Below are 25,051 nucleotides of genomic sequence, written 5' to 3' on the forward strand. Positions count from 1 at the left end.
CCCCGTACGGGTTTCGAAAGGACGCGGGCGCGCGAATTGCGCTACAGTCGCAACCGCCTGCCGCGCGACGCATGGCATCGCGCCGGCCGGTATCTTTCCGACCGATCGAGCCCCAGGATGTCGTCTGCCCGTCCCGCGCCGCACCGGCGCTTCTCCCGCCTCATCCGCACGGCTGCGGCCCTCGCCGCCGCCGTGGCGCTCGCCGCGTGCACGCACGACGAGCCGCGCTGGAACCTGACCAACGTCACCGGCCACCTGCCCGACCTGTCGTTCACGCTCACGGGCGGCGACGGCCGCCCCGTCGGCGCCGATGCGTTCCACGGCCGCGTCGCGCTCGTCTACTTCGGCTACACGCACTGCCCCGATGTCTGCCCCGAAACGATGGCGCGGCTGATGGACGTGCTCGGCAAGCTCGGCCCGCAGGCCAACGACGTGCGCATCCTGTTCGTGTCGGTCGATCCCGCGCGCGACACGCCGCAGCTGATGCAGTCGTACGTCGCCGCGTTCGACGCCACGCACGCGCGCGGCCTGACCGGCACCGACGGCCAGATCGAATCGCTCGCGAAACGCTATCGCGTCGCGTACCAGATGGAAAAACGCGATCCGTCCGGCGGCTACGAAGTCACGCACAGCTCGGCCGTCTACATCTTCGACGCAACCGGACGCGCGCGCCTGCTCGCGACCGATCGCGATTCGCCCGACGCCATCGCCGCCGATGTGCGCCGGATCATCGACACCGCCTCACCGACCTGAATTCCGACATGAAGACGAAGACGACCCTCAAGACGTTCGCCCTCCTCGCCGCGCTGTGCGCCGGCGCCCAAGCGTATGCCGCCGGTGCGATCACCGCGCAGGGCGCATGGGTGCGCTGGCTGCCGAACAAGCTGCCGGCGGGCGGCTACGTGACGCTCGTGAACACTGGCGACAAGCCCGTCGATCTCGTCGACGTCGACAGTCCCGACTACGGGATGGCGATGCTGCACCAGACCGTGTCGAACGGCTCGACGCAGAAGATGGAAATGGTCGACAAGCTGACGATCCCCGCACGCGGCAAGGTCGACATCGCGCCAGGCAGCTATCACTTCATGCTCGAGGAGCCGAAGCACGCGATCAAGCCGGGCGACACCGTGCACCTGCGCCTGAAATTCTCCGACGGCGAAACCGTCGACGCACCGTTCGCCGTGAAGTCGCCGGCCCAGACGAAGTAAGCCGCGCGCGATGAACCTCCTGTACTGGCTCGATCCGTGGGAACCGTCGCCGACCGTCGTCATCGCGGTACTGGCGGCGGCCGTGCTGTTCGCGCGCGGCGCGAAGAAGGCGAAGGTGACGCCGCTGCGGCAGTTCTCGTTCTGGTTCGGGCTGACGGCGCTCTATATCGCGCTGCATACGCGGCTCGACTATTTCTTCGAGCACGAGTTCTTCCTGCACCGCGCGCAGCACCTCGTGCTGCACCACCTCGGGCCGTTCTTCATCGCGCTGTCGTATCCGGGCGCCGCGATCCGCGCGGGCATCCCGTTCAGCTGGCGGCAGCGCTTCGTGCGCCCCGCGCTCGCGTGGGCGCCCGTGCGCGCGACGCTCGACGTGGTGTTTCATCCGGTCGTCGCGGTCGTGCTGTTCGTCGGGCTGATCTATTTCTGGCTGCTGTCGCCGATCCACTTCATCGCGATGCTCGACTGGCGCCTCTATCGCGTGATGAACTGGAGCATGGTGATCGACGGGCTGCTGTTCTGGTGGCTGGTGGTCGATCCGCGGCCCGCGCCGCCCGCGCGGCTGTCGCCGGGCCGCCGGATCCTGATCGTCGTCGCGGCGATTCCGCCGCAGATCGCGCTCGGCGCGCTGATCTTCTTCACGCCGCACGAGCTGTATCCGATCTACTCGATCTGCGGCCGCGCGTTCACGTGGCTGAGCCCGCTGCGCGATCAGCAGATCGGCGGGCTGCTGCTGTGGATTCCGGGCTCGATGATGAGCGTGATCGGCGCGCTGATCGCGCTGCGGCACTGGCTGCGGCTGTCCGCGCGCGGCCGCCTGATCGGCGAACGCGCGGTGCGGCACGCGGACAAGCCGCCGGTGCCGCGCGCCGCGCACTGACCGCTGCGCGGCGCGGTGCGTCGCGCATCACGCGCGCGCGCTGCTCATCCACACGTGCGGGATGCCGTCCTCGTCGTGCACGTCCGAACTCGGCGTGAAGCCGAACGCCCCGTAGAAACGCTGCAAGTGAGCCTGCGCATGCAGGCTCACCGGCGTATCCGGCCACTGCGCGCGGATATGCTCGAGCGCGCGCGACAGCAGCCCGTTGCCGAGGCCCGCGCCACGAAACGCGGCGGTCGTCAGCACGCGGCCGATCCGCACGTCGGTGTGTTGCGCATCGGGCAGCAGCACGCGCAGATAGCCGGCCAGGCGGCCGGCCGGATCGAATGCGGCGAGGTGCCACGCGGCCTGGTCCGCGTCGTCGATGTCGCGATACACGCAGTTCTGCTCGACGACGAAAACGGCGCTGCGCGCCTCGAGGATCGAATAGACTTCGCGCGCCGTCAGCGCGTCGAAGGATTTCCAGCGCCAGTCGAGATCGGCGGCGTTCGGGGATGCGGCGGATGCGTTCATGTACGGCCCTGATTCAGGCGCGCCGGCCGGCGCGCGACAATCAACGATTATGCCTCCAAGCGCACATCGTGCGCGACCGCTTGCTCGCGCACGAAAAAAAGGCCCCGCATGGCGCGGGGCCTGTTCGTCATGCCGTCATGACCGTCATGCCGGCATCTGGCCGAAGCGGCCGCCGTTGAAGTCCTCGATCGCGGTACGGATCTCCGCTTGCGAGTTCATCACGAACGGCCCGTAGCCGACGACCGGCTCGTCGATCGGCTCGCCGCTCAGGATCAGCAGCTTCGCGTCGCCGTTTGCCTCGATCTCGACATCGCTGCCGTCGCGACCGAGTTGCACGAACTGCGCTTCGCGAGCGACCGTCTCGCCGTTCACCTGCACGGTGCCGCTCAGCACGACCACCGCGAGCGTGCGCCCTTCGGCGACCGGGAACCGCGCATGACCGCCTGCCACGAGCCGCACGTCCCACACGTCGATCGGCGTGTGCGTGCGGGCCGGGCCGCGTCGCCCGTCGAGTTCACCGGCGATGATCCGCGCACGCCCTGCCCCCTCCGGCAGCTCGACCACGGGGATGTCCGCGTTCAGCAGCGTCTGATAGCCGGGCGCGCCCATCTTGTCGGCGGCGGGCAGGTTCACCCACAGCTGGACCATCTCGAGCGCACCACCGCGCTTCGTAAACGCTTCCGAGTGGAATTCCTCATGGAGGATCCCGCTCGCGGCCGTCATCCATTGCACGTCGCCCGGGCCGATCACGCCGCCTGCGCCGGTCGAGTCGCGGTGTGCGACTTCGCCGTCATAGACGATCGTCACCGTTTCGAACCCGCGGTGCGGATGCTGGCCGACGCCGCGCGGCGCCGTGGCCGGCTCGAACGTTGCGGGGCCTGCGTAATCGAGCAGCAGGAACGGGCTCAGGTGCGTGCCGTGAGACTGGTAGCTGAACATCGAACGCACCGGGAAACCGTCGCCGACCCAATGGCCGCGCGGCGCACTGTACACACCCTGGATCTTCTTCATTGCCTTCTCCGAATTGCGGCGAAACACGTGTTTCGCATCCATGAGTAGCAATATAGAGGTGGAACGATCGATCCGGTAGACTGCCGAAATCGCACTCAGCGTTCTATTTCATGAACGATAAAGCACGGGATCTGAACGATCTCTACTACTTCGTGCAGGTCGTCGAACACGGCGGCTTCGCGCCGGCGGGGCGTGCGCTGGACATGCCGAAATCGAAGCTCAGCCGCCGCATCGCGCTGCTCGAGGCGCGGCTCGGCATGCGGCTGATCCAGCGTTCGACACGCCGTTTCACGGTCACCGACGTCGGCCAGACCTACTACGCGCACTGCCGCGCGATGCTCGTCGAGGCCGATGCGGCCGACGAGGCGATCGCGCTGCTGCACGAGGAGCCGCGCGGCATCGTGCGCGTCAGCTGCCCGATCGTGCTGCTCGATTCGCTGGTCGGTGCGATGATTGCCGCGTTCATGGCCGCGTGCCCGCGTGTCGAGATTCATCTGGAAGCGACCAACCGGCGTGTCGACGTGGTCGGCGAAGGCATCGACGTCGCGATCCGCGTGCGCCCGCCGCCGCTCGAAGACAGCGATCTCGCGCTGCGCGTGCTGGCCGAGCGCGGCCAGTGCCTCGTCGCGAGCCCTGCACTGCTGCGCGAGCACGGCGCGCCGGCCGTTCCCGCCGATCTCACGCGCCTGCCGAGCCTCGATCACGGCGTGCCGCAGTCCACCCACGTGTGGCGGCTGCGCGGGCCCGATGGCGCGCACGCGGAAATCCATCACCAGCCGCGCTTCGTGACGGGCGGCATGCTCGCGCTGCGCGCGGCGGCCGTCGCCGGTGTCGGCGTCGTGCAGTTGCCGACGATGATGGTGCGCGACGAGGTCGCGCGCGGCGAACTGGTCACCGTGCTGCCGGACTGGGCGCCGCGCCGCGAGATCGTGCACGCGGTGTTCGCGTCGCGCCGGGGGTTGCTGCCTGCGGTGCGCGCGCTGCTCGACTTCCTCGCGGAACGGTTTGCCGAACTCGAACCCGACTGAGCACTGCAGACCGCGCGCGCGTGCCGTAGACTGCGGTACGCGCCACGCGCATTTTCACAACCCTTATCGCTTTCCCGCCATGTTCACGCTGTCCAACGACCCCAACGCCTCCAAGGCCGATCAATACGCGACGCTCGTCGAGCAGGCGCGCGCGCTCGTCGAGTCGGAACGCGACCTGACGGCAAACGCGGCGAATTTCTCCGCGCTCGTCTATCACTCGCTCGATCGCCTCAACTGGGCCGGTTTCTACTTCTTCGACGGCACCGAGCTCGTCGTCGGCCCGTTCCAGGGCAAGCCCGCCTGCGTGCGCATCGCGCTCGGCAGGGGCGTGTGCGGCACGGCCGCGCGGACGCGCGAGACGCAGGTCGTGCGCGACGTGCATGAATTTCCCGGCCATATCGCGTGCGACGCGGCCTCGGAATCGGAGATCGTCGTCCCGCTGGTGGCCGGCGACGGCACGCTGATCGGCGTGTGGGACGTCGACAGCCCGGTCGCCGCGCGCTTCGACGACGAGGACCGCAAAGGCATGGAAGCGCTGTGCCGGGTGTTCGTCGAACACGCGTGGCAGAAGGCGCGCGGCTGAGCCTCCCCGCACCGTTCGCCGCACACGACACGGGCCCCGCGAAGGGGCCCGTTTCATTGCAGCGCTGCGCCGCCGCGTGCGGCGGCTGCCGGCGTCAGGCCGCGTGCGTGCCCGACAGCGCAGTGAACGCCTGCGGCTTCGCGTCCTCGGTCAGCACCTCGAAGCCCGTTTCCGTCACCACGACCATGTGCTCCCATTGCGCGGACAGCGAATGGTCCTTCGTGACGACCGTCCAGCCGTCGGCCAGCACGCGCGTGTCGCGCTTGCCCGCGTTGAGCATCGGCTCGATCGTGAAGATCATCCCCGGCCGTAGCGGCACGCCGGTATCCGGCCGGCCGTAGTGCAGCACTTGCGGCTCGTCGTGATAGACGTCGCCGATGCCGTGCCCGCAATACTCGCGCACCACACTGAACCCTTCTCGATGCGCGACCTGCTGGATCGCATAGCCGACGTCGCCGAGCGTCGCACCCGGACGCACCGCGCGGATGCCCGCGTGCATCGCCTCGTAGGTCGCCGCGACGAGGCGCCGCGCGAGTTCGTTCGGTTCGCCGACGAAATACATGCGGCTCGTGTCGCCGAACCAGCCGTCCTTGATCACCGCGATGTCGAGGTTCACGATGTCGCCGTCGCGCATCGGCCGCGACGTCGGAATGCCGTGACAGACCACGTGGTTGACCGACGTGCACAGCGTCTTCGGATAGCCGTGGTAACCGATGTTCGCGGGAATCGCGCCGAGTTCGTCGACGATGTATTCGCGGCAGCGCGCATCCAGCTCGTCGGTGGTCACGCCCGGCTTCACGTGCTCGGTGATCATCGTCAGCACCTGCGACGCGAGCTTCGCGGCTTCGCGCGACTTGGCGATTTCCGCGGCGCCGCGGATCGGGATGTCTCGCCTCGCCATTACGCCACCTGCTCGATGTGCTGCGCGACCGGCTCCGCCGGCCCCACGTCGCCGCCCCGCGCTTCTGCCTCGATCAACATCTTGCAGATGTCGCCGTAGGACAGCGCCGGGTTGAGTTCCGCCAGCATCCCGACGCGCAGCCAGTGTTCGGCCTGCGCGTTGATCGAACGGCTCAGCGCCGTGCTCGTCGAGCGCAGCCGTTCATGCATGTGCTCGGAAATCTTGATGATGCCCATATATCCCCAATTAAACGAAACGTAGCTGTTTCGTATATTACGCCGCGTGCGCCGGTCGGGCAAGCCGTCCGCGTCCCGCCTCCCCCCTTCGGCCAGCCGCCTCGAATGCCGTTGACATCGAATTCCAGTTTGCTGGAAAATAAATCCATCATGAAAGAATTAACGATCACCGCGGCCGACGACACCGGTATCAACGAGCGCATCGCGCGGCGCGTGCGCGACCTGCGCACCGTTCGAGGCTACACGCTCGATGCGCTGGCCGCGCGCTCCGGCGTCAGCCGTTCGATGATCTCGCTCATCGAACGTGCATCGGCCAGCCCGACGGCCGTCGTGCTCGACAAGCTCGCGGCCGGCCTTGGCGTGTCGCTGGCCGGACTGTTCGGCGGCGACCAGGCCGACACACCCGTGCAGCCGCTGTCCCGGCGTGCGCAGCAGGCCGAGTGGCGCGATCCGGCGTCCGGCTATGTGCGGCGCAACCTCTCCCCGGCCGGCTGGCCGTCGCCGATCCAGCTCGTCGAAGTCGATTTCCCGCCCGGCGCGCGCGTCGCGTACGACAGCGGTGGGCGCGAAAGCGCGCTGCATCAGCAGGTGTGGGTCGTCAGCGGCCGCGTCGACGTCACGTTCGGCGATGCGCTTCACGAACTTCACGAAGGCGACTGCCTGGCCATGCGGCTCGACCAGCCGCTGATCTTCAGCAATCCGTCACCGCATCCCGCACGCTATGTCGTCGTGATCTGCGATGCGTCCGCCGCTGCCGGCGTGCGGAGCGCGTAATGCACGCGTCGTGCGCATGCCCCGTTCAACATCACCAGGAACCCGTATGAATTCCCCGAAACAGCACGACGACGTGCGCCTGATCGATTGCAGCGAGGCCGAGCACGCAGCGGCCATCCTCGCGATCCTGAACGACGCGATCGCGAACTCGACCGCGCTGTACGACTACCGGCCGCGTCCGCCGGAAGCAATGGTCACGTGGTTCGCGACGAAGCGCGCGGGCGGGTTTCCGGTCGTCGGCGCCGTCGACGAAGCGGGCACGCTGCTCGGTTTCGCGAGCTGGGGCACGTTCCGCGCGTTCCCCGCGTTCAAGTACACGGTCGAACACAGCGTCTATGTGCGCAGCGACCAGCGCGGTCGCGGGCTCGGCGAGCTGCTGCTGCGCGAAGTCGTCCGGCGTGCGCGCGACGCGCAGGTGCACGTGCTGGTCGGCTGCATCGACGCGACCAATGCCGGGAGCATCGCACTGCATACGAAACTGGGATTCGTGCACGCGGGCACGATCACGGAGGCGGGATTCAAGTTCGGCCGCTGGCTCGATGCGGCGTTCTATCAGTTGAAGCTCGAGACGCCGGCGCAGCCGGTGGATGGCTGATCGACCGGAGGCCGTCGCATGCGCGATGCACGGCGGCCGCAAAGCAACGCTGAAAAAAGAAAAGCCCCGCCGAAGCGGGGCTTTTTCTGGAGGCGCGAGCCGGAGTCGAACCGGCCTAAACGGCTTTGCAGGCCGCTGCATAACCGCTTTGCTATCGCGCCAAAAGCGGACTGTCCGGATGCCGTGAGGCAAGCGACAGATTCTTATTCGAGGACGGGAGGTCCATCAAATAAAAAGGGAAGCTTGGCTTCCCCATTACTTGGAGCGGGAGACGAGTCTCGAACTCGCGACCTCAACCTTGGCAAGGTTGCGCTCTACCAACTGAGCTACTCCCGCATTGTCCTGCATCTGCAGCGCTTCGCCGACCAACACGCTGCCAGAAAAATCTGGAGCGGGAGACGAGTCTCGAACTCGCGACCTCAACCTTGGCAAGGTTGCGCTCTACCAACTGAGCTACTCCCGCATGTGTCCTGCATCTGCAGCGCTTTGCCGACCAACACGCTGCCAGAAAAATCTGGAGCGGGAGACGAGTCTCGAACTCGCGACCTCAACCTTGGCAAGGTTGCGCTCTACCAACTGAGCTACTCCCGCGTATTGCTGCGCCACTGCTTCCCCGTCACACACTTACTTCGTCGTGCAGCGGAGAAGCGAGATTATGTCGAAGGCACATTCGTGTGTCAAGGGCTTTTCCAGCCCTTTTTACAAAAACTGCGTCGACCGATCGCGAGACGCCCTCCCTCACGCACCGCCGCGCTCACGAATCTGCGGCCATGCGAGCTTCATGTAGTACAGCATCGACCAGATCGTCAGCACCGCCGCGAGATACATCAGCCACTCGCCCCACACGCGCGTGTCGATCGTCACGACGCCGAGCGGCAGCGGCCCGTAGAACAGCAACATCGGGATCGCGACCATCTGGCACGCGGTCTTGAACTTGCCGAGCTGGTTCACCGCGACGCTCTTCGACGCGCCGATCTGCGCCATCCACTCACGCAGCGCCGAAATCGCGATCTCGCGACCGACGATCACGAGCGCGATTGCCGCGTCGACCCGCGAAATCTGCACGAGGATCAGCAGCGCGGCCGTCACCATCAGCTTGTCCGCCACCGGATCGAGAAAGGCGCCGAACGACGACGTCTGGTTCCACTTGCGTGCGAGATAGCCGTCGAACCAGTCGGTCAGCGCCGCGAGGATGAAGATCGCCGCCGCCGCGAGATTGCGGTGCGCGCCGCCCATCACCGTGTCCGGCAGATAGAACACGCCGACGACGAGCGGAATCAGCACGATCCGTACCCACGTCAGGAAAATCGGGAAATTGAACGGCATGGCATGCGGGACAGTAAAGGATTCGCAATTGTGCCGTGTCGACCGGCCTGCCACAAGAACGCGACAAAGCGCTCACGGCAGCTGGCCGCACGGCCATGTCAGTGAAGCTCAGTGAAGCTGCCTGTAGATCTGTTCGGCGAGTGCGTGCGAGATGCCTTCGACGCTCGCGAGCTCCTCGACGCTCGCGGCCACCACGCCGCGCAATCCGCCGAACCGCGCGAGCAGCCGCTGCCGGCGCTTCGCGCCCACGCCTTCGAGCTCCTCGAGCCGCGACGTCTGGCGCGCCTTCGCCCGCTTCGCCCGCATGCCGGTGATCGCGAAGCGGTGCGCCTCGTCGCGGATCTGCGCGACGAGCATCAGCGCGGCGCTTTCCTTGCCGAGTTCGAGCGGCGCGCGGCCGTCCGCGAACACGAGCGTCTCGAGGCCGACCTTGCGCCCCTCGCCTTTCGCGACGCCGACCAGCATCGACGTGTCGAGCCCCAGCTCGGTGAACACCTGGCGCGCGATTTCGACCTGACCCTTGCCGCCGTCGATCAGCACGATGTTCGGCAACAGGCTCGACGCCTCGGCCTGGCGCGTCGACTCGCCGTCGATACCGGCCGCTTCGTCCACCGCGGCCGCCTGCGCGGCCTGCTCGACCATCTTCTCGTAGCGGCGCGTGAGCACCTGCCGCATCGCCGCGTAGTCGTCGCCCGGCGTGATGCCCGTGATGTTGTAGCGGCGGTACTCGCCCGACTGCATCTTGTGATGGTGGTAGACGACGCACGACGCCTGCGTCGCCTCGCCCATCGTATGGCTGATGTCGAAGCACTCGATCCGCAGCGTCGCGAGGTCGTCGCAGTCGTAGCCGAGCGTTTCCGCCAGCGCGCGCGTACGCGCCTGCTGCGAGCCCTGTTCGGACAGCAGCCGCATGAGCGCGATCTGCGCATTCTGTTCGGCCATCGACAGCCACGCACGCCGCTGCCCCTGCGGCTGCCGCACCAGCGACACCTTGTGGCCGGCCTGCTCCGACAGCAGTTCGAGCAGGTCGCGGCTCGCGGGCGCATGGCTGACGACGAGCACCGACGGCACGCGGTTGCCGAGATAGTGCTGCGCGATGAACGCGTCGAGCACCTCGGCCTCGACCGACGCCGCCGCGCCGCCTCGCGCGCTGCCGGCTTCTTCCGCAGGCTGGTCGGGCACCGCCGCGACAGTCACGCCGGTTGCATCGGCCGCTTCCGACGCTTCGGCCTCGTCGCCCAGACCGCCTTCGGCCAGCGTCAGCGCACTTTCGACGTGCGTCGGGAAATACGCCTTGTCGCCGAGATGCCGGCCGCCGCGCACCATCGCGAGATTCACGCACACGCGCCCGCCCTGCGCGACGACGGCGAGAATGTCGACGTCGCTGTCGCTGCCGACCTCGATCGCCTGCTGGTGCAGCACCGTCGCGAGCGAACTCATCTGGTTGCGCACGGCCGCCGCCTGCTCGAATTTCAGCTCGGCCGCGAATGCGTGCATCTTCTGCTCGAGCTCCTTCATCACTTCGGACTGCCGGCCGAGCAGGAACCGCGCGGCGTTCGACACGTCGACCGCGTAATCCTCGGCGGAGATCGCGCCGACGCACGGCGCCGTGCAGCGCCCGATCTGGTGCAGCAGGCACGGCCGCGTGCGGTTGTTGAAGACCGAATCCTCGCAGGTCCGCAACTGGAACACGCGCTGCAGGATCTGGATGCTCTCGCGCACGGCCCACGCGCTCGGGAACGGCCCGAAATACTGGTTCTGCTTGTCGACCGACCCGCGGTAGTAGGCCATCCGCGGAAAGCGGTGCGCGGTGAGCTTCAGGTACGGGTACGACTTGTCGTCGCGAAACAGGATGTTGTAGCGCGGCGCGAGCGCCTTGATCAGGTTGTTCTCGAGCAGCAGCGCCTCGGCTTCCGAGCGCGTGACGGTCGTCTCGATGCGCGCGATGCGCGTGACCATCATCGCGATGCGCGGCGACAGCTGGGTCTTCGTGAAATAGCTCGATACGCGCTTCTTCAGGTCGCGCGCCTTGCCGACATACAGCACGGCACCCGCCGCATCGTAATAACGATAGACACCGGGCATGTGCGGCAACTGCGCGAGGATCTTCTTCGGTTCGAACGGGGTATCGGAGGCTTCTGGGGCTGTCATGCGTGATCCGGGCGCCTTGTAACGCGGAACGGGTCCATTAGAATCGCCAGTTTAGAGCATTCACCGGCCCGCTTCGATGCCACGCACCACCGCTGCCCCACTCTCCACCGCGCCGCTCGCGCCGGGCGAACCGATCGCCTGCGACCTCTTCTGCACCGTCATCGACAATTTCGGCGACATCGGCGTGTGCTGGCGCGTCGCGCGCCAGCTCGCACACGAGCACGGCTGGCAGGTTCGACTGTTCGTCGACGACCTGCGCACGTTCGCCCGCCTGCTGCCGGCGGTCGACCCCGACGCCGGGCGGCAGACGGTCGACACGATCGTGATCGAGCACTGGCATGCGGAAGTCGGCGACGCGCTGGAGATCGCCGATGTCGTGATCGAGGCGTTCGCGTGCGAGCTGCCCGGCGCGTATCTCGCGGCGATGGCGCGCCGCGAGCGCCGCCCCGTATGGATCAACCTCGAATACCTGAGCGCCGAGGACTGGGTCGCCGATTTCCACCTGCGGCCGTCGCCCCATCCGCGCTACCCGCTGCTGAAGACGTTCTTTTTCCCGGGCCTGTCGGCCGGCACGGGCGGCGTGCCGAAGGAGCACGACCTCGACGCGCGCCGGACGGCCTTCGATACCGACACCGCGGCGCGCGCCGCGTGGTGGCAGCGCGCGACCGGCGGCGCGCCGCCGGCGCCCGGCACGACGGTCGTCAGCCTGTTCGCGTACGAGAACCCGGCCGTCGACGCGCTGCTCGCGCAATGGCGCGACGGCCCGTCGCCGGTCGTCGCGCTCGTGCCGGCCGGCCGCCTGTCGCCGGCCGTCGCGCGCTTTTTCGGGGTCGAGTCGTTCGCGGCGGGCACCCACGCGCGCGCCGGCAATCTGGTCGCCCACGGGCTCGCATTCGTCCCGCAGGCCGACTACGATCCACTGCTGTGGGCGGCCGACATCAATTTCGTGCGCGGCGAGGATTCGTTCGTCCGCGCGCAGTGGGCGCGCAAGCCGTTCGTATGGCACATCTACCCGCAGGCCGACGACGTGCACCTGCCGAAGCTCGATGCCGCGCTCGCACACCTGTCGGCCGGCCTCGCCGACGCGCCGCGCGCCGCGCTCGAGCGGTTCTGGCATGCGTGGAACGGCGCCGGCACGCCCGACTGGGCCGATTTCTGGCAACACCGCGCCGCACTGGACGCGAATGCGGCCCGCTGGGCCGATGCGCTCGCGGCCGTCGGCGATCTCGCCGGAAAGCTGGCGGAATACGCAAAATCTCAGTTAAAATAAGCGGTTATCCGACGGCCGACCACGCAAGCGCTCGCTTTTGGCGCCCAACGGAACGCGTCTGCTTGCGCCGTCAGCCGTTGTGCAACGCTCAGGCACCTATTTATTTGATTTGATCAGGACAGTTTTTTATGAAAACCGCACAGGAACTCCGCGTAGGCAACGTCGTGCAGATCGGCAACGATGCCTGGGTCATCGCCAAGGCCGAATACAACAAGTCGGGCCGTAACTCCGCCGTCGTCAAGATGAAGATGAAGAACCTGCTGACGAACGCAGGTCAGGAATCGGTCTACAAGGCCGACGACAAGTTCGACGTCGTCGTGCTCGACCGCAAAGAAGTGACGTACTCGTACTTCGCCGATCCGATGTACGTGTTCATGGACGCCGACTACAACCAGTTCGAAGTCGAAGCCGAAATGATGGGCGAAGCGCTGAACTACCTCGAAGACGGCATGGCTTGCGAAGTCGTGTTCTACAACGAGAAGGCGATCTCGGTCGAACTGCCGACGGTCCTCGTTCGCGAAATCACCTACACGGAACCGGCCGTCAAGGGCGACACGTCGTCGGGCAAGGTGCTGAAGAACGCCAAGCTCGCAACGGGCTTCGAACTGCAAGTGCCGCTGTTCTGCAACACCGGCGACAAGATCGAAATCGATACGCGTACGAACGAATACCGCAGCCGCGCGTAATCGTCAGCGATACCCGCATCGAACAAAGCGCCCTTCGGGGCGCTTTTTGTTTGTCTGGCGCCAACAGCGGGCTGGGATCGAGCCGCATAAGAAGCACAAAATCCACCGGTAAAGATATTCAATTTGTATCATCGGTAACTGTTTTATAGCGCCGGAGAAATAATGAGCGTTCCGCGTTCGGCGGGGCATAAAATCAGTTTTTAATCTGACATGCGGCTGCGGCTCCGAAGGCCGACAGCCCGCCTCTCTTGACTCGACTCGCGTCCACCATGCCACACGCCCTGATTGTCGAAGACGATCCCAACAGTCTCTCCGGCCTCACCGCGCTGCTTGCCGCAGACGGCTTCTCGGTCGACACGGCCACGTCGCTCGCCGAAGCGCGCACGGCGCTTGGCCGCTCGATTCCCGATGTCGTCCTCGTCGACCTGAACCTGCCGGACGGCAGCGGCTTCGACCTGCTCCAGCACCTGCCGCAGCAACAGCCGAACGGCTCGTTGCCCGTCATCGTGCTGACGGGCAACGCAACGGTCGAGAGCGCCATCGAGGGCCTGCGTCACGGCATCTGGGACTACCTGCTGAAGCCGATCAACATCCCGCGCCTGCGCAGCCTGCTCGCGCGGATCCCGCGCCCGTACGAACTGATCGACGAAGTGCAGTCGCTGCGCGCGTCGCTGCGCCATCTCGGCCGCTTCGGCGCACTGGTCGGCCGCAGCGACGCGATGCAGCACGTGTACGACATGATCGAGCACAACGCGCGCACCGAAACCGCCGTGCTGTTCTCCGGCGAAGCCGGGACCGGCAAGAAGCTGGCTGCGCGCACGCTGCACGACCTGAGCCGGCGCCGCAAGGGGCCGTTCGTGTCGTTCGATTGCCGGACAATCGCGCAGGCCGGCCGGCACGGCGCGTCGCTCGACAGCGTGCTGTTCGGCCACGAGCGCGGCGCATTCGACGGCGCCGAGCGCCGCGAATCGGGCCTGTTCGAACAGGCCGGCGGCGGCACGCTGTTCCTCGACGAGATCACCGCGCTGCCGCTCGTGTTGCAGGAAGCACTGCTGCACGCGCTCGATTCACAGAACTTCATGCGGATCGGCGGCACGAGCTCGATCACGAGCGATTTCCGGCTGATCGCAACGACGCGCCGCCCGGCGCGCGAAGCGGTCGCGAACGGCACGCTGCGCGAGGATCTGTGGTTGCGCCTCGATGCGGCGTCGATCACGATGCCGCCGCTGCGCGAGCGCGACGGCGACGCGCTCGCGATCGCGGACGCGCAGATCGACGAACTGAACCGCGAAGCGCGCGCCACCGGCCGCAGCACGACCGACAAGCGCGCGGCGCCGGGCTTCGTGCGCGAATGCCTGTCCTACGAATGGCCCGGCAACGTGCGCGAACTGCAGGAGCGCGTGCGCTTCGCGTACGACGCGTCCGGCGATTTCATCGAGACGCTGCGCGCAGGCGAGCCGAGCTTCTCCGCCGGCGCTGCGCTGAACGGCAGCAGCGTGCAGATCAAGGTCGGCACGCCGCTGTCCGACGTCGAGGACCTGCTGATCCGTGCAACGCTCGACGCGGTCGGCGGCACGCGTCACCGTGCGGCCACGCTGCTCGGCATCAGCCCGAAGACGCTGTACAACAAGCTGCAGCGGATGAAGGTGAACTGAGCGGGCGCCCGTGAATGCGGGCACTGGTCGGGTTTGACCGTTAGTTGCGTAATGACCCAACGCGCCGACTGTCCGCTTCGCCGCTGTCGCAACCCATGAAAAAGCCGCGCAATCGCGCGGCTTCTTGTTTTGGTGCGCGGTACGACGCGCACCGCGCCATGCCCTACCCGCTTACGCCAGTGCGCTTTTCAGCAGCGCCTGCGCCTGCAGATACTCGGGCTGCGCGATCAGCTTGTCCCACTTGAGCGCCTTGCCGCGTGCACGCATCCGCTTGATGCGCCGCGCCGACTCGGCCGACTGCTGCGCCTTCAGCCCGTTCAGTACGACCTCGGCCGCCTCCGGCTGGTTGCAGACGAGCACCATGTCGCAACCGGCGGCGAGTGCCGCATCGGCTGCCTGCGTGAGCGTGCCGCCTTCGCGGGCGGCCTCCATCGACAGGTCGTCGCTGAAGATCGCACCCGCGAAGCCGAGCTTGCCGCGCAGGATGTCCTGCAGCCACACGCGCGAGAATCCGGCCGGCCGCTTGTCGACCTGCGTATAGATCACGTGCGCGGGAATCACCGCGGACAGCGACAGGCCGAGCCAGTCGTACGGCGCGACGTCCTGCTTGAGGATCGCGTCGAGCGTGCGGTCGTCGGTCGGCAGCGCGACGTGCGAATCGGCTTCCGCGAAACCATGCCCCGGGAAATGCTTGCCGCAGTTCGCCATGCCGGCGAGCGACAGCCCGTGGTTCAGGCTCTTCGCGAGCAGCGTGACGACGCGCGCATCGCGATGGAACGCGCGATCGCCGATCACCTTCGAGTGCCCGTAGTCGAGGTCGAGCACGGGCGTGAAGCTCATGTCGATCCCGCAGGCGCGCAATTCGGCCGCCAGGATATAGCCGACGGCGGTCGCGACTTTCGTCGCGAGCAGCACGTCGCGATCCCACAGCTCGCCGAGGCGGCGCATCGCGGGCAGCACCGTGAAGCCGTCCGTGCGGAACCGCTGCACGCGCCCGCCTTCATGATCGACGGCGATCAGGATGTCTTCGCGCACCGCGCGGATCGAGTCGGTCAGCGCGGTCAGCTGCGCGCGATTCTGGAAGTGCCGCGCGAACAGGATCACGCCGCCGGTATTCGGATGCGCAAGGCGCCGCGCATCGTCGCGCGACAGGGCCGTGCCGACGACGTCGAGCATGACCGGGCCGGGAGTCGTTTTCATCGAATCGGAAAATCCGTCAGGAGGAGGTTCGGGAAACAGGTGCGGGTGCGGCGTCCGTCTCGGCGATCACGAACGACACCGCGTAGTCGCGTTCGTCGCTGACCGTCACGCGCGCCGTGATGCCGCGCGCGGCCAGCCAGTCGGCCAGCTCGCCCGACGCGACCACATACGGCTCGCCGCTCGGGTGGTTGAGCGTCTGCAGTGCGCGCCACGTCATCGGCCAGTGCATGCCGAGCCCGATCGCCTTCGAGAACGCTTCCTTCGCGGAAAAGCGCGTCGCGAGAAACGCGATGCCGCGCGCCTCGGAGCGGGCGCGGCGCGCATGGAACACGCGCAGTTCGTCGGGGCCCAGCACTTTCTCGGCAAACCGGCCGCCCGTGCGTTCGAGCACGGCCGCGACGCGGCTCACCTGGGCGATGTCGGTGCCGATGCCGTAGATCGCCATGCCGGTACCTTCAGCGCGCGGCGCCGTGCAGCGCGGCGACGCGGGCGGCGACCATGATCGCCTTCATCTCGCGCACCGCGTTGTCCCAGCCCGCGAAGATCGCGTGCGCGACGATCGCGTGGCCGATGTTCAGCTCGACGATGCCGTCGATCGCGGCGATCTGCTGCACGTTCGTGTAATGCAGCCCGTGCCCCGCATTGACCTTCAGGCCAAGCTGCGCACCGGCCTGCACGCCCGCGACGATGCGCTCGTACTCGCGCTGCTGTTCGGCTTCGTCGTGCGCTTCGGCGTAGCGGCCCGTGTGCAGCTCGATCACCGGCGCGCCTGCTTCGTGCGCGGCGCGGATCTGCGTCTCGTCCGGATCGATGAACAGCGACACGCGCACGCCGACGTCGGCCAGCTGCTTGCACGCCGCACGCACGGACTCGAAGTGGCCGGCGACGTCGAGACCGCCTTCGGTCGTCAGTTCCTCGCGCTTCTCCGGCACGAGGCACGCGTCGTGCGGACGCACCTCGCATGCGATGTCGAGCATCTCGGCCGTCACTGCGCATTCGAGGTTCATGCGCGTCTTCAGCAGCGGGCGCAGCTCGCGCACGTCCGCGTCGACGATGTGGCGACGATCCTCGCGCAGGTGCAGCGTGATCGCATCCGCACCGGCCTCTTCGGCGGCGAGCGCCGCACGGATCGGATCGGGATAGGTCGTGCCGCGCACATTGCGCAGCGTCGCGACGTGGTCGATGTTCACGCCGAGGTCGATGGCGGTGGGCGTTGTCAGGAAGAAGCTCATAGGTTTTGCAGGTCGATCAGGATCTGACGCGTGGCAAGCGGCGTACCGCCGAGATAGGTGTTCAGCAGGAAGCGCATCAGCGTCTTGCTTTGCGCGACCGTCTGGGCTCGATGGTAATCGTCCTGCTCCATGTCGAGCAACGTCTGTCCGGCGATCACCGGCCAGTGCGACGGCACGTCGTCGTCCGCATTGCGCACGCCGCGCTCGGGATCGAACACGTAGCGGCGGTCGGGCTCGACCGCGCGGCGCGCGACCGTGCGGTTCAGCGCCATCGCATAGCCGGTCTCGCGCAACAGCACGCGCTCGAACGAGCGCAGCACCTGCACCGCCGGTTCGCCGTGCGCGAGGCGCGTGAGCGTCAGCACATAGTGATTGAACAGCGGCGGCTGGGGATCCTCGCGCGCGCAGAATTTCACGAGCAGCTCGTTCGCGTAGAAACCGCACAGCAACCCGTCGCCGCCGAGCGGCAGCATGCCGCCGACCCACTCGGCGCCCGTGAGCGTGCGCACTTCGGATTTGCCGGACCACGACAGCAGCAACGGCTGGAACGTCTGCAGCACGCCGCGCAGCGCGGAGTGCGGGCGCTTCGCACCCTTCGCGACGAGCGCGAGCCGGCCGTGATCGCGCGTCAGCACGTCGACGATCAGGCTCGTTTCGCGATACGGATAGCTGTGCAGCACGAACGCCGGCTGCTCGGCGACGCGGAAATCGGACGTGCGAGACGTCGCGCGCCGCGCCTTGCGCGGCGGTTCGGGCGGCGCCGGCAGCGGCGCGTCGTTCGCGCCGGCCGTCACCGCGTCTTCAGTCGACGTCAGCGCGTCATTCGTACCCATAGGCGCGCAGTCCGGCCTCGTTGTCGGCCCAGCCGCTCCTCACCTTCACGAAGGTCTCGAGGTACACGGGGCCGTCGAACAGCTTTTCCATGTCCATCCGCGCCTCGGTGCTGATCTGCTTGAGCTTCTCGCCCTTCTTGCCGATCACCATCGCCTTGTGCGAATCGCGTTCGACGAGGATCGTCGCGAAGATGCGCTTCAGCCGCCCTTCCTCCTCGAACTTGTCGATCACGACGGTGCTCGTGTACGGCAGCTCGTCGCCGGTCCAGCGGAACACTTTCTCGCGCAGGATTTCAGCCGCGAGGAAGCGCGAGCTGCGGTCGGTCAGCTCGTCCTCGCCGTAGATCGGCGCGCCTTCCGGCAGGTACGGCTTGATCGTCTCGAGCAGGCGCTTGATGTCGTCCGGCTGCTGCGCCGACAGCGGCACGAGCTCGGCGAATTCGCGCAGCGCGTTCATTTTCTGCATGAACGGATACAGCGTGGCCTTGTCGGCCACACGGTCGATCTTGTTCGTGATCAGCAGCGTCGGCATGCCGGGCGGGATCAGGTCGAGCACCTTCTGGTCGTCGGGCCCGAAGCGGCCGGCCTCGATCACGAACAGGATCACGTCGACCGACGTCAGCGTCGACGTGACCGCGCGGTTCAGCGAACGGTTCAGCGCGGTGCTGTGACGGGTCTGGAAGCCCGGCGTGTCGACGAACACGAATTGCGCGTCGTCGAACGTGTTGATGCCGGTGATGCGGTGGCGCGTCGTCTGCGCCTTGCGCGACGTGATGCTGATCTTCTGGCCGACGAGTGCGTTCATCAACGTCGACTTGCCGACGTTCGGGCGGCCCACGATCGCGATCATGCCGCAACGGAAACCGGTAGGAGCGGGAGTGTTCATATCGTTTGGGAGACAGGTTCGGAAACGGCCGCGCGGCGCGCGGCACGATCGCTGGGCAATTCAGTGGTCGGCATCGGCCACGCGCGCCTGCGCGGCAGCGAGGCTCGCGCCGCCCGGCGGCGTCTCGGCGTCCGGTGCCGCGGCGTCGCGCGCCCGCGCGGTCGGGCGCGCAGCGGGGTCGGATCCGGCGGAAGACTTGTCGGCGGACGAGGATGCCGGATCGGCGGCCTGGCCGGCCGGCTTGTCGGTTACACGCGGCGTGGCCTCGACGGGCTTTTCCGCGGCCTTGTCGGACCGCTCGGCCGGCTTGTCAGCTGCCTTGTCGGGCGCCGGCTTCGCCGCCCGTTCGCCCTTGTCGGCAGCCGTCTCGACATGCGCCGCGCGAATCGCGGCCATCGGCGCGACGGCCGGCTCGGCGCCGGTCGCAGCGGTTGCCGCGGGCGCCGCACCGGCGGCCGCCCTGGCCTCGCGTGCAGCCGCGCGTTCCTTCCGCTCGGGCGAGCGCAGATCGAGCGCTTCCTGCACGCCCTTCACGCCCGGCACGATTTCAGGTTCGACATGCTTCGACCCGCGCGCGTTTTTCGACCGTTTCGGCTTCGCGGCCAGCATCGGCGCGGCGGCCATCACCTCGTCGAGCGCCTTCTTCGCGGCGGCCTGCTCGGCCGCGCGCCGGCTCGCGCCGGAACCCGAGACCTTCACGTCCAGCTTCGGCACCGTGCATTCGACCTCGAACTGCTGATTGTGCGCTGCACCATGCGTCGCGACGACCGTGTAGGTCGGCAGGGCGATCTTGTGCCCCTGCAGGTACTCCTGCAGCAGCGTCTTCGCATCCTTGCCGAGCGTGCGCGGATCGATGTGGTCGAGAATCGGGATATAGAGGCGCTTGATGACCCCTTGGGCGGCTTCGAAGCCGCCATCGAGGAACACGGCCCCGATGATGGCTTCGAACGCGTCCGCGAGGATCGACGGGCGACGGAACCCGCCGCTGCGCAACTCGCCCTCGCCCAGCCGCAGGCCGTCCGAGATATTCAGGGCCTGAGCAATTTCGTACAGCGACTGCTGTTTGACGAGGTTGGCGCGTACGCGCGACAGGTCACCTTCGTCCAGCTTGCCGAAACGCTGGAACAAAAGGGCGGCCACCGCGCAATTCAGAACGGAATCGCCGAGAAACTCGAGCCGTTCGTTGTGCGTGGCACTGTGACTGCGATGGGTCAAAGCCTGGCGCAACAATTCCGCATTGCGAAATTCGTAGCGCAGCCGGCTTTCCAACTGGGATGAGGGCATGTGCAGGAGTATAACGCGGGCGCCCGGTCGGGCCGAAACGGCACGGCCGGACACGAAAAGGCGTGACGAGGCGGTGTTACCGCCGGTTCTTAAAGTAGTTCGGCAATACGCGACGCGGCCCGTGCGTCGCGTATTGCGTGCGAATCGACTGCGATCAGTTGAAGGAACCGATGCGCTTCAGGTCGCCGAAGTTCATCCAGATGAAGAACGCGCGGCCGACGATGTTCTGGTCCGGCACGAAACCCCAGTAGCGGCTGTCCGCACTGTTGTCGCGGTTGTCGCCCATCATGAAGTAGTGACCGGGCGGCACCTTGCAGATCACGCCGCGGCTGTTGTACGTGCAATTGTCGCGATACGGATAGTCGTAGGCACCCATCACGAACGGCGGCACGGCCGGGTTGTTGAGGATCGCGTTCTTCTTGTTGCCGATCGTTTCTTCGAACTGCTTCGCGTAATTCTGGCGCTCGTCGTCGAAGAAATCCGGCAGCGGCGTTTCGGGCACCGGCTGGCCGTTGATCGTGAGCTGCTTGTCCTGGTATGCAACCGTGTCGCCCGGCAGGCCGATCACGCGCTTGATGTAGTCGACCGACTCGTCCTTCGGATAACGGAACACGACGACGTCGCCGCGCGACAGCGGGCTGCCCTGCGTGATCTTCGTGTTCGTGACCGGCAGGCGCAGCCCGTATTCGAACTTGTTGACGAGGATGAAGTCGCCGACGAGCAGCGTCGGCACCATCGAGCCCGACGGAATCTTGAACGGCTCGACGACGAACGAGCGCACGACGAACACCGCGAGAATCACCGGGAAGAAGCTCGCGGTGTACTCGAGCCACCACGGCTGGCGCAGCTTTTCGTCACGCAGCTTCGAGCGCGTCTGCACCGCGTTTTCATCCGCGAAACGCTTGTCGATGCGCGACTGCTGGCGATCGAACTCCTCGATCGCCGAGTCGGCCGCCTTGCGTCGCCGCGGCAGGAACACCAGTTTGTCCAGCACCCACGCTACGCCCGTCACGATGACGAGCACAAAAAGAATCAGCGCAAAATTCATGAAAGGAACAGTCCTGTTATTTGTCTTCGACGCGCAAGATCGCAAGGAACGCTTCCTGCGGGATCTCGACCGAACCCACCTGCTTCATCCGTTTCTTGCCTTCTTTCTGCTTCTCGAGCAGTTTCTTCTTCCGCGTGATGTCGCCGCCGTAGCACTTCGCGAGCACGTTCTTGCGCAGCGCCTTGATGTTCTCGCGTGCGACGATGTGCGCGCCGATCGCGGCCTGGATCGCCACGTCGTACATCTGGCGCGGGATGATCTCGCGCATCTTCGCGGCCACCTCGCGGCCACGGTATTGCGACTGCGACCGGTGCACGATGATAGACAGCGCATCGACCTTGTCGCCGTTGATCAGCATGTCGACCTTCACGACGTCCGACGAACGGTATTCCTTGAACTCGTAGTCCATCGACGCATAGCCGCGCGACACCGACTTCAGGCGATCGAAGAAGTCGAGCACGATCTCGGCCATCGGGATCTCGTACGTGAGCTGCACCTGGCGGCCGTGATACTGCATGTTGATCTGCGAGCCGCGCTTCTGCTCGCACAGCGTGATCACCGAGCCGACGTAGTCCTGCGGCATGTACAGGTTCACGGTGACGATCGGCTCGCGGACTTCGCCGATGCGGCCGGGTTCCGGCATCTTCGCCGGGTTCTCGACCATGATCGTCGTGCCGTCGCTCTGCACGACCTCGTAGACGACCGTCGGCGCGGTCGTGATGAGGTCCATGTCGAACTCGCGCTCGAGCCGCTCCTGCACGATTTCCATGTGCAGCAGCCCGAGGAAGCCGCAGCGGAAACCGAAGCCGAGTGCCTGCGACACTTCCGGCTCGTACTGCAGCGACGCGTCGTTCAGCTTCAGCTTCTCGAGCGACTCGCGCAGCGCGTCGTACTGGTTCGCCTCGACCGGATACAGGCCCGCGAACACCTGCGGCTTCACTTCCTTGAAGCCCGGCAGCGGTTCGGCCGCGGCCTTGGTCGCGTGCGTGACGGTGTCGCCGACCTTCGCGGCCGTCAGTTCCTTGATGCCGGCGATGATGAAGCCCACCTGCCCGGCCGACAGCGAGTCGAGATTGCGCGACTTCGGCGTGAACACGCCGACGTGCTCGACCGGATACTGCGCGCCGGTCGCCATCATCTTGATCTTGTCCTTCGGACGCAGCGTGCCGTTGACGATACGCACGAGCATCACGACGCCGACGTAGTTGTCGAACCACGAATCGATGATCAGCGCCTGCAGCGGCGCGGCCGGATCGCCCTTCGGCGGCGGCACCTTCGCGATCAGCGACTCGAGCACGTCTTCGACGCCGAGCCCCGTCTTCGCGCTGCAGCGCGTCGCGTCGGTCGCGTCGATGCCGATCACGTCCTCGATCTCCTCGATCGCGTTCTCGGGGTTCGCGGCCGGCAGGTCGATCTTGTTCAGCACGGGCACGACCTCGACGCCGAGCTCGATCGCCGTGTAGCAGTTCGCGACCGTCTGCGCCTCGACGCCCTGGCTGGCATCGACCACCAGCAGCGCGCCTTCGCACGCGGACAGCGAACGGCTGACTTCGTACGAGAAGTCGACGTGCCCCGGCGTGTCGATCAGGTTCAGGTTGTAGACCTTGCCGTCGCGCGCGCGATAGGACAATGCCGCCGTCTGCGCCTTGATCGTGATGCCGCGCTCGCGCTCGATATCCATCGAGTCGAGCACCTGCGCTTCCATTTCACGGTCGGCGAGGCCGCCGCATACCTGGATGATGCGATCCGCGAGTGTCGACTTGCCATGGTCGATGTGCGCGATGATCGAGAAATTGCGAATATGATCCATTCAGTGCCGATCAAGCGAAAAAGGCGCGCTCGACGACTGCGGAGCACGCCTTGTGTAAGTCGGTGAAAAAACGGCTTATTTTAGCCGAAAAGGCTTACGACGGGCGGTATTTCGGACGCCGGGCCGCGCCACGGCCCGCCGGGCCGGCCCCGCGCAAGGCGACGCCGGCTGGCAGCTGGACGGGCTCAGCGCCGCGCCGCCAGCGCGTCGCGCACCCGCGCGTCGTCGAACCGGTGGCGGCACACTTCCGCGCCGTCCAGCATCAGCACGGGCACGTCCTCGTCGTAACGGGCGACCAGCGCCGCATCGGTATCGATGTCGACGTAATCGACCGCGACGCCGAATTCGGCCGCCACCGGCGCCAGTGCGTCGCGCATGTCGTCGCACAGGTGGCACCAGCCGCGGCCGTAGAGCGTGAACATCGGCGCGTTACTTCTGCTGGCGCGGCCGCACGGGCACGAACTGCGTGTTGTCGCCACGCCGCACGAGCACCGCGACCGCCTTCTGCGGATCGAGCTGTGCCGTCACGTCGGCGAACTGCTTCGCGCTCGTGATGTCGGTGTCGCCGACGCGCAGCACGATGTCGCCGCGCTGCAGGCCCGCACGGGCGGCCGGACCGTCGACGCCGTCGACCTGCACGCCGCCCTTCAGCTTCAGCGTCTTCAGCTGGTCGGCCGTCAGGTCGCTGACCGTCAGGCCGAGCGAATTGGTCTGGCGCGGCTTCTGCGGCGTGTTCTTGCGCTGCTCGGCCTTCGCCGTCGATTCGGCCGGCGTTTCGGCGATCGTGATCGGCAGATCGCGTGCCTGACCCTTGCGCCACACGCTGACCGTCGCCTTCGTGCCGGGCTTCGTGTCGCCGACCATGCGCGGCAGGTCCGACGCCGCGTCGACCGAACGGCCGTTGAACTTCAGGATAATGTCGCCCGGCTGGATGCCCGCCTTGTCGGCCGGCCCGCCCGGCTCGACGCTGCTGACGAGCGCGCCTTCGGCCTTCGGCAGCCCGATCGAATCGGCCACGTCCTTCGTCACCTCGCCGATCGCGACCGCGATCCGGCCGCGCGTGACCTTGCCGGTCGCCTTCAGCTGGTCGGCCACGCGCATCGCCTCGTCGATCGGAATCGCGAACGAGATGCCCATGAAGCCGCCGGTACGGCTGTAGATCTGCGAGTTGATGCCGATCACCTCGCCCTGCATGTTGATCAGCGGGCCGCCCGAGTTGCCGGGGTTCACGGCGACGTCGGTCTGGATGAACGGCAGGTAGTCGCCCGTGTTGCGGCTCTTCGAGCTGACGATGCCGGCCGTCACCGTGTTGTCGAGGCCGAACGGCGAACCGATCGCGACGACCCACTCGCCGACGCGCACCTTGTTCGAATCGCCGACCGCGACGACCGGCAGGTTCGATGCCTGGATCTTGACGACCGCGACGTCCGTGCGATCGTCGACGCCGATCAGCTTCGCCTTGAATTCGCGCTTGTCGGTCAGCGTCACGTAGATGGTGTCCGCATCGTCGACGACGTGCGCATTGGTCATCACGTAGCCGTCGGCCGACACGATGAAGCCCGAGCCCACGCCGCGGTTCTGCTCGGTGTCGGGCGGATTGTCCGGCGCCGGCGCGTTCTTCGGGTTACTGCCGTTGCCGCCGCCGTTGCCGGGCGCCTGCGGCAGCGGAATGCCGAAGAAGCGCCGGAAGAATTCCGACATGTCGCCGTTGTCGAACCCCGGCGGGAGCATGCCGCGCGGGCCGCTGCTCGTCGGCACGTTGGCGGTGGTCCGGATGTTCACGACGGCCGGTCCGACCTTTTCGACGAGGTCGGCGAAATCGGGCAGGCTGGCGGCGGGAGCCGTCACTGCGAACGCGGTATGCGGCACGAGCGGCAGGCAGGCAGACAACGCCGCCGCCGCGAGCCATTTGCGCAGCGTGAGTTTCATCATGTCGGAAGC

Annotated in this window: 26 protein-coding genes and 4 tRNA genes; 10 read left to right on the forward strand and 20 right to left on the reverse strand. The window is 66.8% G+C overall.

Going from position 1 to position 25,051, the window contains the following annotated elements; genetic code table 11:
• Positions 1-117: 117 nt before the first annotated feature.
• From U5798_RS28065 to U5798_RS28075, 3 genes are read left to right on the forward strand one after another with little or no spacing between them, the layout of a single operon-like run.
• Positions 118-753, forward strand: coding sequence for an SCO family protein (locus U5798_RS28065; protein ID WP_322083851.1), 636 nt, complete (start codon positions 118-120; stop codon positions 751-753).
• An 8-nt stretch (positions 754-761) separates the two neighbouring features.
• Positions 762-1,208, forward strand: coding sequence for a copper chaperone PCu(A)C (locus tag U5798_RS28070; RefSeq protein ID WP_124455998.1), 447 nt, complete (start codon positions 762-764; stop codon positions 1,206-1,208).
• Between the two features lie 10 nt (positions 1,209-1,218).
• Entirely contained in the window at positions 1,219-2,088 is an 870-nt protein-coding gene (locus U5798_RS28075; protein ID WP_124455999.1) for a cytochrome c oxidase assembly protein, read from the forward strand.
• Positions 2,089-2,115: 27 nt separating this feature from the next.
• On the opposite strand, the gene U5798_RS28080 is transcribed toward U5798_RS28075, so the two are convergent.
• The gene (locus tag U5798_RS28080) at positions 2,116-2,601 is read right to left on the reverse strand and encodes a GNAT family N-acetyltransferase (RefSeq protein WP_322083852.1); all 486 of its coding nucleotides are present in this window, start codon (positions 2,599-2,601) and stop codon (positions 2,116-2,118) included.
• Between the two features lie 144 nt (positions 2,602-2,745).
• Positions 2,746-3,612, reverse strand: coding sequence for a pirin family protein (locus tag U5798_RS28085; RefSeq protein WP_124456001.1), 867 nt, complete (start codon positions 3,610-3,612; stop codon positions 2,746-2,748).
• A 110-nt stretch (positions 3,613-3,722) separates the two neighbouring features.
• Here U5798_RS28085 and U5798_RS28090 point away from each other — a divergent pair, with 110 nt between their 5' ends.
• Together U5798_RS28090 and U5798_RS28095 are read left to right on the forward strand one after the other, a co-directional pair.
• Positions 3,723-4,640, forward strand: coding sequence for a LysR family transcriptional regulator (locus U5798_RS28090; RefSeq protein ID WP_124456002.1), 918 nt, complete (start codon positions 3,723-3,725; stop codon positions 4,638-4,640).
• Between the two features lie 79 nt (positions 4,641-4,719).
• Positions 4,720-5,223, forward strand: coding sequence for a GAF domain-containing protein (locus U5798_RS28095; protein WP_322083853.1), 504 nt, complete (start codon positions 4,720-4,722; stop codon positions 5,221-5,223).
• A gap of 94 nt (positions 5,224-5,317) precedes the next feature.
• On the opposite strand, the gene map is transcribed toward U5798_RS28095, so the two are convergent.
• Together map and U5798_RS28105 are read right to left on the reverse strand one after the other, a co-directional pair.
• Complete coding sequence (gene map / locus U5798_RS28100) at positions 5,318-6,124, reverse strand: type I methionyl aminopeptidase (protein ID WP_322083854.1); 807 nt, start codon at positions 6,122-6,124, stop codon at positions 5,318-5,320.
• Positions 6,124-6,360 carry a ParD-like family protein gene (locus U5798_RS28105; RefSeq protein ID WP_027783949.1) on the reverse strand — a complete coding sequence of 79 codons (237 nt, stop codon included), beginning with the start codon at positions 6,358-6,360 and terminating at the stop codon, positions 6,124-6,126. Before U5798_RS28105 ends, map begins: the two co-directional genes overlap by 1 nt.
• 150 nt (positions 6,361-6,510) lie before the next feature.
• Between U5798_RS28105 and U5798_RS28110 the strand changes: the two genes are divergently transcribed.
• Both U5798_RS28110 and U5798_RS28115 read left to right on the forward strand, forming a co-directional pair.
• The gene (locus U5798_RS28110) at positions 6,511-7,134 is read left to right on the forward strand and encodes a helix-turn-helix domain-containing protein (protein WP_322083855.1); all 624 of its coding nucleotides are present in this window, start codon (positions 6,511-6,513) and stop codon (positions 7,132-7,134) included.
• A 46-nt stretch (positions 7,135-7,180) separates the two neighbouring features.
• Positions 7,181-7,729 carry a GNAT family N-acetyltransferase gene (locus U5798_RS28115; protein WP_124456006.1) on the forward strand — a complete coding sequence of 183 codons (549 nt, stop codon included), beginning with the start codon at positions 7,181-7,183 and terminating at the stop codon, positions 7,727-7,729.
• Positions 7,730-7,816: 87 nt separating this feature from the next.
• Here the strand turns inward: U5798_RS28115 and U5798_RS28120 are convergent.
• From U5798_RS28120 to uvrC, 6 genes are all read right to left on the reverse strand, one after another.
• A tRNA-Cys gene (locus U5798_RS28120) sits at positions 7,817-7,890 on the reverse strand.
• 99 nt (positions 7,891-7,989) lie between these two features.
• Positions 7,990-8,065, reverse strand: a tRNA-Gly gene (locus U5798_RS28125).
• A gap of 51 nt (positions 8,066-8,116) precedes the next feature.
• Positions 8,117-8,192: transfer RNA gene (locus U5798_RS28130), tRNA-Gly, on the reverse strand.
• A 52-nt stretch (positions 8,193-8,244) separates the two neighbouring features.
• Positions 8,245-8,320: transfer RNA gene (locus U5798_RS28135), tRNA-Gly, on the reverse strand.
• 147 nt (positions 8,321-8,467) lie between these two features.
• Complete coding sequence (gene pgsA / locus U5798_RS28140) at positions 8,468-9,055, reverse strand: CDP-diacylglycerol--glycerol-3-phosphate 3-phosphatidyltransferase (protein WP_034186518.1); 588 nt, start codon at positions 9,053-9,055, stop codon at positions 8,468-8,470.
• Between the two features lie 108 nt (positions 9,056-9,163).
• Entirely contained in the window at positions 9,164-11,206 is a 2,043-nt protein-coding gene (gene uvrC, locus U5798_RS28145; protein WP_322083856.1) for an excinuclease ABC subunit UvrC, read from the reverse strand.
• A 76-nt stretch (positions 11,207-11,282) separates the two neighbouring features.
• Between uvrC and earP the strand changes: the two genes are divergently transcribed.
• The 3 genes from earP (at position 11,283) to U5798_RS28160 (ending at position 14,817) form a co-directional block, all read left to right on the forward strand.
• Positions 11,283-12,476: an elongation factor P maturation arginine rhamnosyltransferase EarP gene (gene earP / locus U5798_RS28150; RefSeq protein ID WP_322083857.1), complete on the forward strand. Its 1,194-nt coding sequence runs from the start codon at positions 11,283-11,285 to the stop codon at positions 12,474-12,476.
• Positions 12,477-12,604: 128 nt separating this feature from the next.
• Positions 12,605-13,162, forward strand: a complete 558-nt coding sequence (gene efp, locus U5798_RS28155) for an elongation factor P (protein ID WP_124456009.1) — start codon at positions 12,605-12,607, stop codon at positions 13,160-13,162.
• A gap of 269 nt (positions 13,163-13,431) precedes the next feature.
• The gene (locus U5798_RS28160; RefSeq protein WP_124456010.1) at positions 13,432-14,817 is read left to right on the forward strand and encodes a sigma-54-dependent transcriptional regulator; all 1,386 of its coding nucleotides are present in this window, start codon (positions 13,432-13,434) and stop codon (positions 14,815-14,817) included.
• Positions 14,818-14,988: 171 nt separating this feature from the next.
• Here the strand turns inward: U5798_RS28160 and nagZ are convergent, their stop codons facing one another.
• From nagZ to U5798_RS28210, 10 genes are all read right to left on the reverse strand, one after another.
• Positions 14,989-16,017, reverse strand: coding sequence for a beta-N-acetylhexosaminidase (nagZ, locus tag U5798_RS28165; protein ID WP_322083858.1), 1,029 nt, complete (start codon positions 16,015-16,017; stop codon positions 14,989-14,991).
• A gap of 16 nt (positions 16,018-16,033) precedes the next feature.
• Positions 16,034-16,462, reverse strand: coding sequence for a holo-ACP synthase (gene acpS / locus U5798_RS28170; protein ID WP_021159685.1), 429 nt, complete (start codon positions 16,460-16,462; stop codon positions 16,034-16,036).
• Between the two features lie 10 nt (positions 16,463-16,472).
• On the reverse strand, positions 16,473-17,249 hold the full coding sequence (gene pdxJ / locus U5798_RS28175; protein ID WP_322083859.1) for a pyridoxine 5'-phosphate synthase: 777 nt from the start codon (positions 17,247-17,249) through the stop codon (positions 16,473-16,475).
• Positions 17,246-18,082, reverse strand: a complete 837-nt coding sequence (recO, locus tag U5798_RS28180) for a DNA repair protein RecO (RefSeq protein ID WP_124456013.1) — start codon at positions 18,080-18,082, stop codon at positions 17,246-17,248. The genes pdxJ and recO overlap by 4 nt, the downstream gene beginning before the upstream one ends.
• The gene (gene era / locus U5798_RS28185; protein ID WP_124456014.1) at positions 18,069-18,968 is read right to left on the reverse strand and encodes a GTPase Era; all 900 of its coding nucleotides are present in this window, start codon (positions 18,966-18,968) and stop codon (positions 18,069-18,071) included. The genes recO and era overlap by 14 nt, the downstream gene beginning before the upstream one ends.
• A gap of 60 nt (positions 18,969-19,028) precedes the next feature.
• Positions 19,029-20,252 (reverse strand): ribonuclease III, encoded by a 1,224-nt coding sequence (rnc, locus tag U5798_RS28190; protein ID WP_322083866.1) that lies wholly within the window; start codon positions 20,250-20,252, stop codon positions 19,029-19,031.
• A 154-nt stretch (positions 20,253-20,406) separates the two neighbouring features.
• A complete protein-coding gene (gene lepB, locus U5798_RS28195) occupies positions 20,407-21,300 on the reverse strand; it encodes a signal peptidase I (RefSeq protein WP_124456015.1) in 894 nt (297 codons plus the stop codon).
• Between the two features lie 16 nt (positions 21,301-21,316).
• Entirely contained in the window at positions 21,317-23,110 is a 1,794-nt protein-coding gene (gene lepA, locus U5798_RS28200) for a translation elongation factor 4 (protein ID WP_124456016.1), read from the reverse strand.
• A 185-nt stretch (positions 23,111-23,295) separates the two neighbouring features.
• The gene (locus tag U5798_RS28205) at positions 23,296-23,532 is read right to left on the reverse strand and encodes a glutaredoxin family protein (protein ID WP_124456017.1); all 237 of its coding nucleotides are present in this window, start codon (positions 23,530-23,532) and stop codon (positions 23,296-23,298) included.
• A gap of 7 nt (positions 23,533-23,539) precedes the next feature.
• Positions 23,540-25,042: a DegQ family serine endoprotease gene (locus U5798_RS28210; protein WP_322083860.1), complete on the reverse strand. Its 1,503-nt coding sequence runs from the start codon at positions 25,040-25,042 to the stop codon at positions 23,540-23,542.
• Positions 25,043-25,051 lie beyond the last annotated feature (9 nt).

The organism is Burkholderia sp. BCC1972, from assembly GCF_905339605.1.
Lineage (GTDB): Bacteria > Pseudomonadota > Gammaproteobacteria > Burkholderiales > Burkholderiaceae > Burkholderia.

Bases quoted from the DNA above. Each gene is read 5' to 3' on its own strand.
- pdxJ (WP_322083859.1), bottom strand. From the start codon at position 17,249: ATGAGCTTCTTCCTGACAACGCCCACCGCCATCGACCTCGGCGTGAAC.
- era (WP_124456014.1), bottom strand. From the start codon at position 18,968: ATGAACACTCCCGCTCCTACCGGTTTCCGTTGCGGCATGATCGCGATC.
- U5798_RS28205 (WP_124456017.1), bottom strand. From the start codon at position 23,532: ATGTTCACGCTCTACGGCCGCGGCTGGTGCCACCTGTGCGACGACATG.
- earP (WP_322083857.1), top strand. From the start codon at position 11,283: ATGCCACGCACCACCGCTGCCCCACTCTCCACCGCGCCGCTCGCGCCG.
- recO (WP_124456013.1), bottom strand. From the start codon at position 18,082: ATGGGTACGAATGACGCGCTGACGTCGACTGAAGACGCGGTGACGGCC.
- U5798_RS28065 (WP_322083851.1), top strand. From the start codon at position 118: ATGTCGTCTGCCCGTCCCGCGCCGCACCGGCGCTTCTCCCGCCTCATC.
- map (WP_322083854.1), bottom strand. From the start codon at position 6,124: ATGGCGAGGCGAGACATCCCGATCCGCGGCGCCGCGGAAATCGCCAAG.
- U5798_RS28105 (WP_027783949.1), bottom strand. From the start codon at position 6,360: ATGGGCATCATCAAGATTTCCGAGCACATGCATGAACGGCTGCGCTCG.
- U5798_RS28160 (WP_124456010.1), top strand. From the start codon at position 13,432: ATGCCACACGCCCTGATTGTCGAAGACGATCCCAACAGTCTCTCCGGC.
- acpS (WP_021159685.1), bottom strand. From the start codon at position 16,462: ATGGCGATCTACGGCATCGGCACCGACATCGCCCAGGTGAGCCGCGTC.
- U5798_RS28075 (WP_124455999.1), top strand. From the start codon at position 1,219: ATGAACCTCCTGTACTGGCTCGATCCGTGGGAACCGTCGCCGACCGTC.
- uvrC (WP_322083856.1), bottom strand. From the start codon at position 11,206: ATGACAGCCCCAGAAGCCTCCGATACCCCGTTCGAACCGAAGAAGATC.
- U5798_RS28080 (WP_322083852.1), bottom strand. From the start codon at position 2,601: ATGAACGCATCCGCCGCATCCCCGAACGCCGCCGATCTCGACTGGCGC.
- U5798_RS28095 (WP_322083853.1), top strand. From the start codon at position 4,720: ATGTTCACGCTGTCCAACGACCCCAACGCCTCCAAGGCCGATCAATAC.
- U5798_RS28110 (WP_322083855.1), top strand. From the start codon at position 6,511: ATGAAAGAATTAACGATCACCGCGGCCGACGACACCGGTATCAACGAG.
- lepA (WP_124456016.1), bottom strand. From the start codon at position 23,110: ATGGATCATATTCGCAATTTCTCGATCATCGCGCACATCGACCATGGC.
- rnc (WP_322083866.1), bottom strand. From the start codon at position 20,252: ATGCCCTCATCCCAGTTGGAAAGCCGGCTGCGCTACGAATTTCGCAAT.
- nagZ (WP_322083858.1), bottom strand. From the start codon at position 16,017: ATGAAAACGACTCCCGGCCCGGTCATGCTCGACGTCGTCGGCACGGCC.
- pgsA (WP_034186518.1), bottom strand. From the start codon at position 9,055: ATGCCGTTCAATTTCCCGATTTTCCTGACGTGGGTACGGATCGTGCTG.
- efp (WP_124456009.1), top strand. From the start codon at position 12,605: ATGAAAACCGCACAGGAACTCCGCGTAGGCAACGTCGTGCAGATCGGC.
- U5798_RS28115 (WP_124456006.1), top strand. From the start codon at position 7,181: ATGAATTCCCCGAAACAGCACGACGACGTGCGCCTGATCGATTGCAGC.
- U5798_RS28090 (WP_124456002.1), top strand. From the start codon at position 3,723: ATGAACGATAAAGCACGGGATCTGAACGATCTCTACTACTTCGTGCAG.
- U5798_RS28085 (WP_124456001.1), bottom strand. From the start codon at position 3,612: ATGAAGAAGATCCAGGGTGTGTACAGTGCGCCGCGCGGCCATTGGGTC.
- U5798_RS28070 (WP_124455998.1), top strand. From the start codon at position 762: ATGAAGACGAAGACGACCCTCAAGACGTTCGCCCTCCTCGCCGCGCTG.
- lepB (WP_124456015.1), bottom strand. From the start codon at position 21,300: ATGAATTTTGCGCTGATTCTTTTTGTGCTCGTCATCGTGACGGGCGTA.
- U5798_RS28210 (WP_322083860.1), bottom strand. From the start codon at position 25,042: ATGATGAAACTCACGCTGCGCAAATGGCTCGCGGCGGCGGCGTTGTCT.